This window comes from Actinospongiicola halichondriae (genome assembly GCF_049103745.1).
In the GTDB taxonomy this organism is placed as follows: domain Bacteria; phylum Actinomycetota; class Acidimicrobiia; order Acidimicrobiales; family Salinilacustritrichaceae; genus Salinilacustrithrix; species Salinilacustrithrix halichondriae.
Window position 1 is genome coordinate 1,454,529 of record NZ_CP171622.1, and the last position, 14,687, is coordinate 1,469,215.

General features: G+C 67.1%; 13 protein-coding genes, 1 tRNA gene and 1 pseudogene. All 15 read left to right on the forward strand.

Annotation, left to right across the window (positions count from 1 at the left end):
- Nucleotides 1–107 precede the first annotated feature (107 nt).
- The 15 genes and pseudogenes from gap to AB8619_RS07270 all read left to right on the forward strand — a co-directional run bounded on the left by gap (nt 108) and on the right by AB8619_RS07270 (nt 14,628).
- The gene (gap, locus tag AB8619_RS07200; protein ID WP_436795784.1) at nt 108–1,109 is read left to right on the forward strand and encodes a type I glyceraldehyde-3-phosphate dehydrogenase; all 1,002 of its coding nucleotides are present in this window, start codon (nt 108–110) and stop codon (nt 1,107–1,109) included.
- Nucleotides 1,110–1,125: 16 nt separating this feature from the next.
- A complete protein-coding gene (locus AB8619_RS07205; protein WP_436795785.1) occupies nt 1,126–2,262 on the forward strand; it encodes a phosphoglycerate kinase in 1,137 nt (378 codons plus the stop codon).
- 6 nt (nt 2,263–2,268) lie between these two features.
- Complete coding sequence (gene tpiA, locus AB8619_RS07210; RefSeq protein ID WP_436795786.1) at nt 2,269–3,066, forward strand: triose-phosphate isomerase; 798 nt, start codon at nt 2,269–2,271, stop codon at nt 3,064–3,066.
- 237 nt (nt 3,067–3,303) lie between these two features.
- Nucleotides 3,304–4,998: a peptide ABC transporter substrate-binding protein gene (locus AB8619_RS07215; RefSeq protein WP_436795787.1), complete on the forward strand. Its 1,695-nt coding sequence runs from the start codon at nt 3,304–3,306 to the stop codon at nt 4,996–4,998.
- Between the two features lie 153 nt (nt 4,999–5,151).
- Nucleotides 5,152–5,313, forward strand: a pseudogene (locus AB8619_RS07220) (ABC transporter permease); the annotation flags it as partial.
- A 19-nt stretch (nt 5,314–5,332) separates the two neighbouring features.
- Nucleotides 5,333–6,175 carry an ABC transporter permease gene (locus AB8619_RS07225; RefSeq protein ID WP_436795788.1) on the forward strand — a complete coding sequence of 281 codons (843 nt, stop codon included), beginning with the start codon at nt 5,333–5,335 and terminating at the stop codon, nt 6,173–6,175.
- Nucleotides 6,172–7,125 carry an ABC transporter permease gene (locus tag AB8619_RS07230; protein ID WP_436795789.1) on the forward strand — a complete coding sequence of 318 codons (954 nt, stop codon included), beginning with the start codon at nt 6,172–6,174 and terminating at the stop codon, nt 7,123–7,125. Before AB8619_RS07225 ends, AB8619_RS07230 begins: the two co-directional genes overlap by 4 nt.
- 15 nt (nt 7,126–7,140) lie before the next feature.
- A complete protein-coding gene (locus AB8619_RS07235; RefSeq protein WP_436795790.1) occupies nt 7,141–8,247 on the forward strand; it encodes an ABC transporter ATP-binding protein in 1,107 nt (368 codons plus the stop codon).
- Nucleotides 8,244–9,233, forward strand: a complete 990-nt coding sequence (locus AB8619_RS07240) for an ABC transporter ATP-binding protein (protein ID WP_436795791.1) — start codon at nt 8,244–8,246, stop codon at nt 9,231–9,233. The genes AB8619_RS07235 and AB8619_RS07240 overlap by 4 nt, the downstream gene beginning before the upstream one ends.
- Nucleotides 9,234–9,235: 2 nt before the next feature.
- Complete coding sequence (locus AB8619_RS07245) at nt 9,236–10,849, forward strand: ABC transporter substrate-binding protein (protein WP_436795792.1); 1,614 nt, start codon at nt 9,236–9,238, stop codon at nt 10,847–10,849.
- Nucleotides 10,850–10,937: 88 nt separating this feature from the next.
- On the forward strand, nt 10,938–11,174 hold the full coding sequence (gene secG, locus AB8619_RS07250; RefSeq protein WP_436795793.1) for a preprotein translocase subunit SecG: 237 nt from the start codon (nt 10,938–10,940) through the stop codon (nt 11,172–11,174).
- Between the two features lie 38 nt (nt 11,175–11,212).
- Complete coding sequence (locus AB8619_RS07255) at nt 11,213–12,793, forward strand: ABC transporter substrate-binding protein (RefSeq protein ID WP_436795794.1); 1,581 nt, start codon at nt 11,213–11,215, stop codon at nt 12,791–12,793.
- Nucleotides 12,794–12,882: 89 nt separating this feature from the next.
- Nucleotides 12,883–12,969 (forward strand) — tRNA-Leu (locus AB8619_RS07260).
- A gap of 163 nt (nt 12,970–13,132) precedes the next feature.
- Nucleotides 13,133–13,753, forward strand: coding sequence for a TIGR03668 family PPOX class F420-dependent oxidoreductase (locus AB8619_RS07265; RefSeq protein WP_436795795.1), 621 nt, complete (start codon nt 13,133–13,135; stop codon nt 13,751–13,753).
- Between the two features lie 134 nt (nt 13,754–13,887).
- Entirely contained in the window at nt 13,888–14,628 is a 741-nt protein-coding gene (locus AB8619_RS07270) for an amino acid ABC transporter ATP-binding protein (protein ID WP_436795796.1), read from the forward strand.
- Nucleotides 14,629–14,687 lie beyond the last annotated feature (59 nt).

Consider the following 14,687-nt stretch of genomic DNA (forward strand, 5'->3'; position numbering starts at 1 on the left):
TCGGGGTTGGGGTGGGGTCGTGACGGGGCGCTGTTTGTGGGCAGGGGGGTCCGCGTGGTCGGATTGCTCACACTCTGTCGAGACACTGACCTCCCGAGGTGGGAACCATGACCGTACGCGTGGGCATCAACGGCTTCGGCCGGATCGGCCGCAACTTCTTCCGAGCAGCGAAGGCGCAGGGCGCCGACATCGACTTCGTCGCTGTCAACGACCTGGGCTCGCTCGAGACCATGGCCCATCTGCTCCAGTACGACTCGGTCATGGGCCGCCTCGACGCGAAGGTCGGCGTGGCCGACGACGGCATCACGGTCGACGGCGACACGCTCAAGGTCCTCGCCGAGCGCAACCCCGGCGACCTCCCGTGGGGCGACCTCGGCGTCGACGTCGTCATCGAGTCGACGGGCATCTTCAACTCGAAGGACAAGGCCAGCGCCCACCTCGACGGTGGCGCTCCGCTCGTCATCGTCTCGGCCCCCGCCGGCGGCGCCGACAAGACCTTCGTGATCGGCGTGAACGAGGACACCTTCGACGCCACGACCGACAAGGTCGTCTCGAACGCCTCGTGCACCACCAACTGCTTCGTGCCCATGGTGAAGGTCCTCGACGACACGTTCGGTGTCGAGAAGGGCTTCATGACCACGATCCACGCCTACACCGGCGACCAGGCCCTCGTCGACGGCCCGCACAGCGACCTCCGCCGTGCCCGTGCCGCCGCCATCAACATCATCCCGACCTCGACCGGCGCCGCCCGGGCCACGAGCCTCGTGATGCAGTCGATGGACGGACGCCTCGACGGCACCGCCCTCCGTGTCCCGGTCCCCACCGGTTCGGTCACCGACTTCACGGCACAGCTCAAGACCGACGCCACGGCCGAGGCCATCAACGAGGCGTTCGCCAAGGCCGCCGCCGAGGGCCCGCTCAGCAAGGTCCTCGACTACAGCGAGGCGCCGCTCGTGAGCACCGACATCGTCGGCTCGCCCGCCAGCTGCACCTTCGACTCCGGCCTCACCATGGCCAACGGCAACCTGGCCAAGATCAGCGGCTGGTACGACAACGAGTGGGGCTACTCGAACCGCCTCGTCGACCTCGTCGGCATCGTCTGCGGTTGAGCTGAACCAACCAGCGATGACATCCGTACCTCAGCTGGAGGACCTGCTTCCCCTCGACGGGAAGCGGGTGCTCCTGCGCGCCGACTTCAACGTCCCTCTCCGCGAGCTCCCGGACGGGACCCGCGAGATCGTCGACGACCTCCGTATCCGTGCCGCCCTCCCCACGATCACGTGGCTGCAGGAGCACGGTGCGACGGTCACGGCGTGCAGCCACCTCGGCCGACCCAAGGGCGAGCCGAACCCGAAGTACGACATGACGCCGGTGCGCGAGAAGCTCGCCGAGCTGGCGCCCGGGGTCACGCTGCTCGAGAACCTCCGGTTCGACCCGGGCGAGACGGGCAACGACCCGGCGTTCGTGGCGAAGCTGATCGAGGGGCAGGACGCCTTCGTCAACGACGCGTTCGGCGCCAGCCACCGCAGCCACGCCAGCATCGTCGGCCCGCCTCAGCACCTGCCGTCGGCCGCTGGTCGACTGCTGGCGAAGGAGATCGAGGTCCTCGGGGGCATGCGGGAGAACGCCCGCCACCCGTTCCTCGCGATCCTCGGAGGATCGAAGGTCAGCGACAAGATCGGCGTCATCGAGGCGCTGCTCCCCATCGTCGACCACCTGATCGTCGGCGGCGGGATGTGCTTCACCTTCCTCGCTGCCCAGGGGCATCACATCGGCGACTCGCTCTTCGAGGAGGAGATGGTCGAGACCTGCACCCGCCTGCTCGCGAGTGACGGCGACAAGATCCACCTCCCGGTCGACGTCACGGCCATGGGTCCCGGCGGAAAGATCGGCGACCCCGAGGCCGGGGGAGAGGTGCGCCAACTGCACACCACCATCCCCAACGGCTGGATGGGTCTCGACATCGGGCCTGGCACCAGCGCCGAGTTCACCGACCTGATCCACGACGCCAAGACGATCTTCTGGAACGGCCCGATGGGCGTGTTCGAGGATCCTCGCTTCGCCGCCGGCACCCGCACCGTCGCCGAGGCCGTGGCCGAGGCCAAGGCGTTCACGGTCGTGGGTGGCGGCGACAGCGCCGCTGCAGTGGCAGAGTTCGGCCTGGCACGCGACATCGACCACATCTCCACCGGTGGTGGCGCGTCGCTCGAACTACTCGAACAAGGGGACCTTCCCGGTCTCGTAGCCCTTCGGGGGGAGTGACCAGCGATGGCCAAGAAGCCGAGCCGCAAGCCGATCATCAGCGGCAACTGGAAAATGCACAACAACCACTTCGAGGCGATCCAACTCGTCCAGAAGCTGGGGTACGAGATCACGGCCGACGACGCGGAACACGTCGAGGTCACGGTGCACCCGCCGTTCACCGATCTCCGGTCGATCCAGACGGTGATCGATGCCGACCGCATCCCGATCGGGCTCGGCGCCCAGCACTGTCACTTCGAGGAGAAGGGCGCGTTCACGGGCGAGGTGTCTCCGTCGATGCTCGCCAAGCTCGACGTCGAGTACGTCATCGTCGGGCACAGTGAACGGCGGGAGATCTTCGGTGAGACCGACGACGACGTCAACGCCAAGGTCCACGCCATCCTCAAGGCCGGCATGACGCCGATCATGTGTTGCGGCGAGACGCTCGACGAGCGCGAGGCCGGCGACGCCGAGTCCAAGGTCGAGGGCCAGATCCGCGCCGGCTTGACCAAGGTCAAGCCCGAGCAGGTCGGAGCGATGGTCATCGCCTACGAACCCATCTGGGCGATTGGGACCGGTCGCACCGCGACCGCCGACGATGCCCAGGCCATGTGCGCCCACGTCCGATCGGTCGTGGCCGAGGTCGCGGGCGCCGACGCAGCCGCGTCCGTGCGCATCCAGTACGGCGGATCCGTCAAGCCGGGCAACGCTCCCGAGCTCATGGCGCAGCCCGACATCGACGGTGCACTCGTCGGCGGAGCGAGCCTCGAGGCCGAGTCGTTCGCTCGAATTGCGAATTTCCGGCTCGCAGACCCCGCCAACTGACATCTGTCCGATCGGCCGTTTCGTCCACTTCAGGGGCGGAACGCACACAGTCTTGCTGTGACAACCGTGTTACGGCATTGCGAATCGCACAGCAAAGCCTTGGTGAAGCAGGTCACTCTTGGTACCGTCACGCACCGTTCACGGAAATGACGGCGAGAATCCCGTAGCGTGAACCACGGCCGGCTGGGGGCATCCGCTCACCACCGGTTCCCTGTTCCCAATTCAGGAGGAAGCCCTGTGTCCACCAACTCCCGATGGCTGCGCGTACTCGCGTTGCTGCTGGGTCTGACGATGTTTGCCGCAGCTTGCGGCGACGACGATGATTCCAGTTCCCCCAGCGACGACCCCGGATCCGAAGAGGACGGCGGCGAGACCGTCGGCGGCGGCGAGTTGGTCAACTTCGGCACCTTCGTCGGCGGCCCGCCCGAACACATCGACCCGGCGCTCAGCGTCACGCTCAACGCCTACCAGGTCATCACCTCGCTCTACGACGGTCTCATGGACCTCGACTTCAGCAGCGGCTCGCCCGAGGTCAAGCCGCACCTGGCCGAGTCCGTCGAGCCCAACGACGACGGCTCCGAGTGGACCTTCACCATCAAGGATGGGCAGGCGTTCGCCAACGGCGAAGCGATCGTGCCCTCGACCTTCAAGCGTTCCTGGGAGCGCGCCGCTGCGCTCGCCGGCGACTACAGCTACCTGATCGGCGCCTTCCTCGAGGGTGGCCAGGCCGCTCTCGACGGTGAGACCACCGACATCAGTGGTGTCGTGGCCGACGACGATGCGATGACCCTCACGGTCACGCTGACCGAGCCGTACGCCAACTTCGACGCCGTCACGACGTTCCAGCTGTTCTTCCCGCTTCCCGAGGAAGCTGGCAGTGGCGAGGCACCGAACGCGGAGTACGAGAACGGCGTCATGATCGGCAATGGCCCCTACGCCATGGAAGCTGCCCGGACCGACCAGGAGATCATCCTCGTCAAGTCCGACAGCTGGCTCGGCGACGTCAACGGTGAGACCTGGGACGACCGTCTCGACCGGATCATCTTCGGTGTCCAGGACGACCCCGACACCTCGTACAACGCCCTCGAGGCCGGCGAGGCCCAGGTGGCGAGCATCCCGTCGGGTCGCTTCGCTGATGCCGAAGAGAACTACGGCACCACCACCGACGTGGGTCAGCTCGGCTCGTACCACTTCGTGTTCAACAACACGGACGGTGCGCTGCTCGGCGGCGACGAGAACATCAAGCTCCGCCAGGCCATCTCGTCGGCATTCGACCGTGACGAGATCAACACGGCGGTCTACAACGACACCCGCATCGTCTCGACGGGCGTGGTCATGGAGGGCATCCCCGGCTTCGAGGAAGGCCTCTGTGAGGTCTGTGTCTACGACCCCGAGCAGGCCGAGACGCTCTTCGCCGAGTGGCAGGCCGAGGGCGGTTCGCTCGACGGACCGATCCCGATCCAGTTCAACTCGGGCTCGGGCCACGAGGACGTCGTCCAGATCATGGTCGACAACCTCAAGGCCGTCGGCATCGAGGCCGAAGCCGTCCCGCAGGACGCGGAGACCTACTTCTCCGGCCTCGCCGAGAACCTGTGCGAGGCCATGTGCCGCGCCGGCTGGTTCGCCGACTACCCGACGTACGACAACTTCATGTACGACCTGTTCCACAGCGACACGCTGAACGGCAACAACTTCGGCTACTCGAACGAGGAGTTCGACTCGCTCGTCAGCGAGGCGAAGACCACCGTCGACACCGACGCTGCTGGTGAACTGTTCCGCCAGGCCGAGGACATCCTGCTCAACCAGGATCCCGGCGTGGTCCCGCTGAACTGGTACGCCGGCACCTACGTCTACGACGACGATGTCGTGGACAACTTCATCCAGACCAACCAGGGTCTGATCCTCTGGGAGCAGGTCGCCCTCAAGGGGTGATCCGCTGACCCAATCCGGGTGATCGTCCGGGGCGCTTCGGCGCCCCGGGCAACCCGAAACTCTGGCGGCGGTGGGCCCAATGCCCGCCGCCGCTGCATTTCCCGCCGACCCTGTGTCGGCATCCCGCCCCCGAGTCCGTGTGAGCGATCATCCATGGCGAGCTACATCATCCGCCGGCTACTGCTGCTCATCCCGACGGTGTTCTTCGCCATCTCGTTCCTCTTCCTGCTGTTCTTCGTGCTGCCGGGCGATCCGGCCACGCTGATCGCTGGCGGCGGTGACCGGGCGGTGAACCCGATCCGTCTCGAACAGGTCAACGAGGAGTACGGGCTCGATGACCCGCTCCCGGAGCAGTTCGTCAACTACTGGCAGCGCACGCTGCAGTGGGATCTGGGCGACTCGTACTCGAACGGGGCGAAGCGTCAACGAGATCCTCGGCGAGAAGGCGGTCAACAGCATCCGTCTCGGGTTCTGGGCGATCCTCATCGAGATCTTCGTCGGCATCAGCGTGGGTCTGATCTCGGCGATCCGCCGATACAGCCTCATCGACAAACTCACGACCGTGGGTACTGCGGCGGTGAGTGCGATCCCGGTCTTCGTGCTCGGGTTCCTCTTCCAGTACATGTTCGCCGTCTACCCCAACAAACACGACTGGCCGGAATGGGCGCGATTGCGCACCTCGCTGATCGGTCCACCGGGTTCCGGCGACGGCGACTGGTTCCTCTTCTTCCTCCCGGCCGGCGAGCAGTGGCGCTATCTCCTGCTCCCTGCCGTCACCCTGGCCTGCGTCTCGACCGCGCTCGCCGCCCGCATGACCCGTGGCTCGATGCTCGAAGTCCTGCGTGCCGACTACATGCGCACGGCCAAGGCGAAGGGTCTCCGTGAGCGCGACATCATCGCTCGACACGGGCTTCGCAATGCGATGCTTCCCGTCGTCACGTTGATCGGGCTCGACCTCGGCACCGTGGTGGGTGCGGCCGTGCTGACCGAGACCGTGTTCTCCTGGCCGGGTCTGGGCTCCACGATCGCCGACTCGGTCATCTCCCGCGACCTGCCCGTCCTGTTGGGGCTGACGTTGGTCGTGGTCCTGGCGTATTCGTTGATCAACCTGATCGTCGATGTCTCGTATGCGTGGTTCGATCCGCGCATCCGACTCGGCGCGGATGCCGAATCATGACCCACATCCCCTCCGGAGCAGATCCGACCGACCCGAACGCTGCCGGCCACGAGGCCGGTGGAGGACATGGAGGCCTCGGCGACGTGCCCGAACTGCAGGCGGCCCGGCCGCTGCGCGTCGACGTCTGGCGCCGGTTCAAGGAGAACAAGCTCGCCCTGGTCGGTCTCGGCTTCATCATCTTCATCCTCCTCGTGGCGATCTTCGCCGACTTCATCGCCCCCTACGGTTTCGCAGAGCGGGCGGGGAGTGACTCCGGTTCGTTCCGTCAGGGACCGAGCTCGGACTTCTGGTTCGGCACCGATGCGATCGGGCGCGACGTGTTCTCCCGCCTGGTCTACGGCGCTCGGGTGTCGCTGCGCATCGGCATCTCGGCCACGACGATCGCACTCGTCATCGGGTTGATCTTCGGGTCGATCGCCGGCTTCTTCGGCGGGATCGTCGAGACGCTGATCATGCGGGTCACCGACGTCTTCCTGGCGATTCCCTACATCGTCCTCGCCGTCGCCGTCGCCGCAGTGTTCGGCCGCAGCGAGAACGCCATCATCCTCGTCCTCGGCTTCACCGGTTGGCTCGGCGTCGCCCGCATCGTCCGATCGAGCTTCCTGCAGCTCAAGCAGCTCGAGTACGTCGAGGCCGCGACCGCGTTGGGCTTCAGTCGGCCGCGGATCATGTTCCGGCACATCCTCCCGAACGCGCTGCAGCCGATCATCGTGTACGGCACGATCGCCATCGGCTCCACGATCCTCGCCGAAGCCGCGCTGTCGTTCCTCGGTGTCGGCCCGCAGGCTCCGACCCCCGCGTGGGGCCTGATGGTGGCCGACGGCAAGGGCGACCTCGCCAGCGCATCGCATCTGGTGTTCTTCCCTGGTGCCGCCATCGGCCTCACCGTGCTGTCCTTCGTGCTGGTCGGCGACGGCCTGCGCGACGCTCTCGACCCGAGACTCAAGTAGATGGGCTTCAAGTAGATGGAGACCTCCTCGATGGCGTCCCCGACGTCCGCACGCGACGACGGTCAAGCACTGCTGTCGGTGCGCGACCTGCACGCGCACTTCGAGACCGGCGACGGCATCGTCCGTGCCGTCGACGGTGTGTCGTTCGACATCAACCGCGGCGACGTGTTCTCGATCGTCGGCGAATCCGGTTCCGGCAAGTCGGTGACGGCCATGTCGATCCTCGGTCTGATCCCGACCCTGAAGGTCGACTCTGGCGAGATCCTGTGGAAGGGCGAGAACCTGCTCGAGTTCTCCGACGTGGAGATGGGCGCGATCCGTGGCGGCGAGATCGCGATGATCTTCCAGGATCCGCTCACCGCGCTCAACCCGGTCCACACCGTCGGCCGTCAGGTCGGCGAGATGGCCCGGATCCACGAGGGGCTGTCGAAGAAGGACGCGATGAAGCGGGCCATCGAGATGCTCGACCTCGTCGGCATCCCCGAGCCCAAGAAGCGCGCCGATGCGTACCCGCACGAGTTCTCGGGCGGCATGCGCCAGCGAGCGATGATCGCCATGGCGATCACCTGCAACCCGGACCTCCTCATCGCTGACGAGCCGACGACGGCCCTCGACGTGACTGTCCAGGCCCAGGTGCTCGAGGCACTCATCGCCATCAAGGACGAGATCGACTCGGCGATCATGCTGATCACCCACGATCTCGGCGTCGTGGCCGGTCTGTCCGACAGCGTGATGGTCATGTACGCCGGTCGGCAGGCAGAGATGGGGACGACGGACGAGATCTTCTACGAGACCCGGCACCCCTACACGCTCGGCCTCATGGGCTCGATCCCGCGGCTCGAGAGCGAACACGACGACCCGCTGATCCCGATCCCCGGCTCGCCTCCCTCGCTGATCAACCGACCCACCGGGTGCGCGTTCCATCCCCGCTGCGCGTTCGCCGAGGTCCCGGGTCGTTGCGACACCGAGACCCCGGAACTCCGGAGCGTGTCGACGACGCATCACACGGCGGCGTGTCACTTCGCCGAGACGCTCGCCGATGTGAGCCTCGACGATCTGCGAGCAAAGGTCGAAGCGGTCGACATCCCTGAAGATCCCGACTTCTTGGAGGTCGAGTCGTGAGCGATCCCCTCCTCGTCGCCACCGATCTGGTGAAGCGCTTCCCGATCCGTGGGGGCCTCCTGGGCCGAGCCGTGGACTCCTTCGCGGCCGTCGACGGTGTGTCGCTGTCGGTGGATCGTGGCAAGACGCTCGGCCTCGTCGGGGAGTCGGGCTGTGGCAAGTCCACGACGGGCCGCATGCTGCTCAATCTCCTGACCCCGACCTCGGGCTCGGTCCGCTTCGACGGCCGAGAGATCAACACGCTGAGCCGCAAGGAATTGATCGACGTGCGGAAACGGATCCAGATCGTGTTCCAGGACCCGTTCGCGTCGCTCAACCCGCGCCTGACTGTCGGCGCATGTATTGCGGAGCCGATGCGGGTCCACACCGATCTGTCGAAGGACGAGATCCTGCAGCGCATCCAGGATCTGCTGAAGCAGGTGGGCCTCTCGCCCGAACACGCCAACCGCTACCCGCACGAGTTCTCCGGCGGCCAGCGCCAGCGTGTCGGCATCGCCCGAGCCCTCGCGCTCGAGCCCGAGGTCCTGGTGCTCGACGAGCCCGTCTCGGCGCTCGACGTGTCGATCCAGGCCGGCGTCGTGAACCTGCTCGAAGACATCCAGGAGCGCATGGGCCTGGCGTACGTCTTCATCGCCCACGACCTGTCGGTCGTCAAGCACATCTCCGACGACGTGGCCGTCATGTATCTCGGCAAGATCGTCGAGTACGGCGATCGCGACACGATCTACAACGCGCCGACGCACCCGTACACGCAGGCCTTGCTGTCGGCCGTACCGCTCGCCGACCCGCGTCGGGAACGGGCCCGCAACCGGATCGTGGTCCAGGGCGACGTGCCCTCGCCGATCGATCCACCATCGGGTTGCCGGTTCCGCACGCGCTGCTGGAAGGCGACGGACAAGTGCGCCGAAGAGGAGCCAGCGCTCGTCGACCGGGGCTACGGTCACCCGTCCGCATGTCACTACGCCGAGGTCCAGGCCGTCATCTGACGATGACCGTTCGCCCGCCCGCCCGGTGGCGGCGGATCATCGCGCTGGGGCTCGCTGTCACACTCGTCGCCGGCGGCTGCACGGACGACGGAACCGACGCGGCGACGGCGACCTCGACGACCATCCCGCGACCGAACACGGTCATGCGTCTCGGCGTCGAGGACTGGCCGACGTGTGTGAATCCGCTGACCTGCGCCGACGACGCGCTCCACGATCTGGTGCTCCAGCACGTCCTGCCCGTGGCGTTCGAGCTCGATTCGTCCGACGACTACCAGCCGTCGGCGATGCTGGCGGCGACGCCCACGGTCGTGGACATCGAGGGCGGCGTCGAGATCCGCTACGAGATCGCGCCGGAGGCTCGCTGGGCCGACGGCCGCCCGATCACCAGCAGCGACTTCCTGGGGACGTGGCAGGCGATCATGGCCACCCCCGATGCCGACCGGCTCCGCTACGACCACGTCGTCGCCGTCGATGACCGCGATCCGTCCGTGGCCGTGGTGACCCTCGACGCTCCGCTGGTCGACTGGCAGGAACTCTTCGGTGGTTCCTCCGGTTACGTCCTCCAGGCCGATGCGTTCGGTGCCAGCGCCGACCTGACCGGGCAGTTCCTCGACGAGCTCCCGTTCGCCGCCGGGCCCTATCTGCTCTCGAGTTGGAGTGAGGCCGGAGCGGTGTTGTCTGCCACTGCTCCGTGGGAAGGCCGCGACGAAGCGCGCATCGACCAGGTTCGCATCGACCGGGTCGAGATCGCGTCGCTCGACGACGCCATGACGTTCGACATGCTGATTCCATCCGCTGACTCCGACGCGGAGGCTCCCGAGGGCTTCGATGTCCGGACGACGGCTTCGACCACCGTGCTGGGGGTCTGGTTCGACCAGCGCGAGCCAGCACTCCAACCGGTGGAGCATCGGCGTGCGATCGAACTCCTGCTCGACCGTGCTGCGCTCACGGAAGCAGCGGGTCTCGGTGAGGTCGTCTCCTGCGCCGGGTGGGTGCCCGAGGTCGGGCCCTGGTGCGATGCGGCGTCGATCGAACCGGCGGCGGTCGACGCAGCGGCGGCCTCGGCGCAACTGGCCGCACAAGGATGGGTCAAGGGTGGGTACGGGCTCCTGTTCCGGGACGATGTCTTGTTGTCGGTGCCCGTGACGACCGACGTCAGCGTCCCCGGCTCGTCGGTCGTCGCCGAGTTGATCCGCGAGGCCTTGCTGGCCGGAGGGATCGAAGCGACGGTCTCCGACGTGCGCACGTCCGAATGGCGTGGGTCTCGATCGTCGGGAGCGTCGACCGGTCTCGGCGTGTACGCGCTCGATCTCGGGGTCTCGCCTCGGGTCGACGACCTCTACGGGTGTCCCGACGGCGTCGACTCGAGCGTGCTGGGGTCATGTCCGTCCGAGATCACGGGCCCGGCGCGTGACCTCGCCACGATGGGGATCGATGACGCACTGGCGGCGGTCGACTTCCTGGGAGCGGCGGCCGACCTCGTCGTCTCGTGGCTGCCTCTGGGCGTCGTGCCCGAGCGGTCCTTCGTCCGTCAGGGTCGCGTGGCGGTCGCTGATGCCAGCAATGCCGCCGGCGGGCCCTTGGCCGGACTCGACCGCTTCGAGGCCGATGCATGATGTCCGCCGAATGGCGCGGCATGGGCTGGGATCACTGGTTGCTCACTGGTAGCGTTGCCGTGTTCTGTCTCCGAGCACTGTCGGACCGATGCTGAAGATCGTCGTCACCACAATCCACGTCTCCGAAGCGCTCGCGCTGATCGGACTCGTGCTGCTCCATTCCGGGAAGGGTGGCGGCCTGTCGGACATGTTCGGCGGTGGCGTCGGTGCCGCAGCCGGCGGCTCGACCGTCATGGAGAAGAACCTCGACCGCATCACGATCGTGGTGGCCGTGGCGTTCGTGTTCACCACCATCGGACTGGCACTGATCCTCGACTCCGCGTGATCCGGCGGCGGTCCCCCCGGGGTCCGCTCGTCGTGTGTGTGCTGGGGCTCACACTCGCACTCGCGTGCTCGAACAACGGAGTCTCGCTCGATCGAGCGGACGTCGACCCCACGTCGTCGTCGGCGTCGTCGTCCCCGCCGAAATCGACCTCGGGCCCCGCCTCGACCGCGCGTGACGCCGTCGAGGACGACGCCGGCGACCCCATCACCCTCCGGCTCGGTCTGCACGGCATCGAGTCGTTCGACCCCGTGGCCGCGTCGCCTGCGTCGGTGCCGGATCTCGTCCTCGCCGACCTGCTCTTCGACACGTTGACGGTCATCGACGACGCGGGTGTCACCCAACCAGGACTGGCGACGTACTCGGCCAACGCCGACCTCGACGTGTGGCGCTTCGACCTCGACCCCGATGGGGCCTTCGCCGACGGGAGTCCGATCACGGCCGATGACGTCGTCTTCTCGCTCGAGCGTGTCCTGGCCGGGGGAGGAGCGTCGTTGGCTGCCGTGCGGCTCGACCGCGTCGCCTCGGTCACGGCGATGGATCCGACGACGGTCGAGATCGCGCTGACCGAGCCCTCGGCCGTGTTGCCCGAACTGCTGGCGTCGCCGCTCTACGCGGTCACCTCGCGGGCGGCGATCGAGCGCGCCGCTGTCGGCGGAGCTCCGAACCCCACAGCGTCCGGGTCGTACGCGGCCGACTTCGACGGCGCTCACCGGCTGACGCTCTCTCGCCGAAGCGGGCGCGGACCGGCGACCATCGTCGTCGATCTGTTCCCAGACGAGAACGCGGCGTTCGACGCGTTCCTCGACGGCGATCTCGACTGGACGACGGCACCGCCCGACCGGTTGGGCGAGGCGTCGGACCTCGTGGGGTCGAGCGGGCTCGTGCCGTTCCAGGGCGGGTTGATGCTCGCCGTCGATGCCGGAGTGACCCCACTGGACGATCCCGGACTGCGGCGTGCCGTGGCGTTGGCGATCGACCGGCAGACGGTCGTCGACGAGGTGTTCGGACCGACCGCCCAGCCCGCCCGTGGAGTGATTCCCGCCGGGGTGCCCGGTGGTGGGGGAGACGACTGCCGTGGCGTGTGCGGTCCCGCTCGGGACGAAGCCTCGGCGCTGGTCGATGCAGCATTCCCCGACGGCCAGACCCAGCCGATCCGACTCCTCGTCGACGACAGCCCGTCGCTCCAGGACGTCGGCACCGAACTCGCCCGGCAACTCGAGCGTGTCGGACTCGACGTCGAGGCGGTGTCGTTGCCGGTCGAGACCTATGAGGACCTCATCGCCGCCGGCCAGCAGCAGCTCTTCGTGTTCGGCTGGCTGGGCGTCGCCCGGTCGCCGGCGAGCCACCTCCCGACGCTGTTCGACTCGGCGTCGCCCGACAACGTCGCCGGGTTCACCGACCCCGGGATCGACACCTTCCTCCGGTCGGCGAGCACCGAGCCCATCGCCTCGGTGCGTGCGGCCGCCTGGCGCGACATCGAACTCGCCGTGCTCGACCGGGTTCCGGTCGTCCCCCTGGTCCAGTTCCGAACCACCGGCGTGCTCGATCCGCGGGTGTCCGGGTTCGTCGTCCGGGCCGACGGCAGCATCGATCTCTCGGGTGTCACCGTCGCCGACTGACCTCGTGACTGCTCCGTCGGACGCGATGCGGGCGGACGGTCGCCAGTTGCTATTGTTTCCCGTCCGCCCGGAGGAATCCGGGAGGCCACGTCGGAGTGGCGGAATTGGCAGACGCGCTAGCTTGAGGGGCTAGTGCCCGAAAGGGCGTGGAGGTTCAAGTCCTCTCTCCGACACCACTCGAGAACCCCGGGCCTCGGCCCGGGGTTCTTTGCGTCTCGGGCGAGTTCGGGACGGCTGATGTGGCCCGCCGGCGTCGCCGAGGACTCCTGCGACACCAGGCGCGCCTGGAGCGCGCTTCATGTCACAGGAACGCCGATCTGGCCTCCTACGATGCGCGGCGTGGATGTCAGGTGGAGTGCGAGTCAACCGGGCCAGTACATCGAGATCGAGTGGCGTGACGGCGTGCTCTACCTCGAGAACGGCCCGGACGAGTGGCCACGCCGAGGACACGAAGGTGTCGGCGGGACGTTCACGATCGAGGAGATCCGCCGCCGTGGACCGGAGCTGTTCGAGGCGTACCCGGGCCTCCACGACGATCTCATGGCCGACCTCGCCCCTCGCTTGCGGGTCATCGATTCGACGAAGGCCGTGCTGTGCACGATCGGACCGGAGCTGCGCCCGCACGCGGTGCCGTGTTGTTTCGTGATCGAGGGGAAGAAGCTCTACACGCCGATCGACCGCATCAAGCCCAAGCGCACCACCTCGCTCCAGCGGCTCGACAACATCGCGGCGCATCCGGCGGCGACGGTGCTGATCGACGAGTACCACGACGACTGGGACCGGCTGTGGTGGGCGCGCATCGACGGATCGGCGCAACTCCTCGACGAGCCCGGTTGGGAGCCCGAGCGGGCGACGGAACTCCTCCGAGCGAAGTACCCGCAGTACGTCGACGCGGACCTCCAGATCATCCGGATCGAGATCGACCGATGGGTGTCCTGGCCGGACGACGTCTCCGGCTGACGCGAGGCTGCCTCGCGATCGGAGTCGGTGGCGGAGTTCCAGGATCCAGCGCACGGTCGGAACGAAATCGCTACGGTCGGGCGAGCGATGATGGATCCTTCTCCGAGCCAGACCCTGCCCGACACTGAGGCGCGATGACGTCCGCGCTCGTGACGATGCGCGGTGTCAACAAGTGGTACGGCGACATGCACGCCCTCAAGGACATCGATCTCGAGGTCGAGGAGCGTGAGGTCGTGGTGGTGATCGGACCATCCGGATCGGGCAAGTCCACCCTGATCAGGACGATCAACCGTCTGGAGACCATTCAGGAAGGCGAGATCCGTGTCGACGGCGAGCTGCTCCCCGAAGAGGGCAAGGAGCTGGCTCGGTTGCGTGCCGAGGTCGGCATGGTCTTCCAGTCGTTCAACCTCTTCGCGCACAAGACGATCCTCGAGAACGTCACCCTCGGCCCGATGAAGGTGCGCAAGAAGTCGAAGGACGAGGCACGCGCGCTTGCCGAGAAGCATCTCGAGCGGGTGGGTGTGGGGCACCAGGCCAACAAGTACCCGGCGGAGTTGTCGGGCGGCCAGCAGCAGCGGGTCGCGATCGCCCGTGCGCTGGCGATGGAACCCAAGCTGATGCTGTTCGACGAGCCGACGTCAGCGCTCGATCCGGAGATGATCAACGAAGTCCTGCAGGTCATGCTCGACCTCGCCAAGGCCGGCACGACGATGGTGGTGGTCACGCACGAGATGGGTTTCGCCCGCTCGGCCGCCGACCGAGTCGTTTTCATGGAGGACGGCGCGATCATCGAGGAGAACGACCCCGAGTCGTTCTACAACAACGCCAAGACCGACCGAGCGTGTGACTTCCTGTCGAAGATCATCACGCACTGACCCCCCAAGGCATCCACCGAACTCACCTCACATCACCACGAACCAACCCTGGAGCATCC

What these genes read in the sequence shown, in the direction of transcription:
- gap (WP_436795784.1), top strand. Translation starts at nt 108, where the DNA reads ATGACCGTACGCGTGGGCATCAACGGCTTCGGCCGGATCGGCCGCAAC.
- AB8619_RS07205 (WP_436795785.1), top strand. Translation starts at nt 1,126, where the DNA reads ATGACATCCGTACCTCAGCTGGAGGACCTGCTTCCCCTCGACGGGAAG.
- tpiA (WP_436795786.1), top strand. Translation starts at nt 2,269, where the DNA reads ATGGCCAAGAAGCCGAGCCGCAAGCCGATCATCAGCGGCAACTGGAAA.
- AB8619_RS07225 (WP_436795788.1), top strand. Translation starts at nt 5,333, where the DNA reads ATGACCCGCTCCCGGAGCAGTTCGTCAACTACTGGCAGCGCACGCTGC.
- AB8619_RS07230 (WP_436795789.1), top strand. Translation starts at nt 6,172, where the DNA reads ATGACCCACATCCCCTCCGGAGCAGATCCGACCGACCCGAACGCTGCC.
- AB8619_RS07235 (WP_436795790.1), top strand. Translation starts at nt 7,141, where the DNA reads ATGGAGACCTCCTCGATGGCGTCCCCGACGTCCGCACGCGACGACGGT.
- AB8619_RS07245 (WP_436795792.1), top strand. Translation starts at nt 9,236, where the DNA reads ATGACCGTTCGCCCGCCCGCCCGGTGGCGGCGGATCATCGCGCTGGGG.
- secG (WP_436795793.1), top strand. Translation starts at nt 10,938, where the DNA reads ATGCTGAAGATCGTCGTCACCACAATCCACGTCTCCGAAGCGCTCGCG.
- AB8619_RS07270 (WP_436795796.1), top strand. Translation starts at nt 13,888, where the DNA reads ATGACGTCCGCGCTCGTGACGATGCGCGGTGTCAACAAGTGGTACGGC.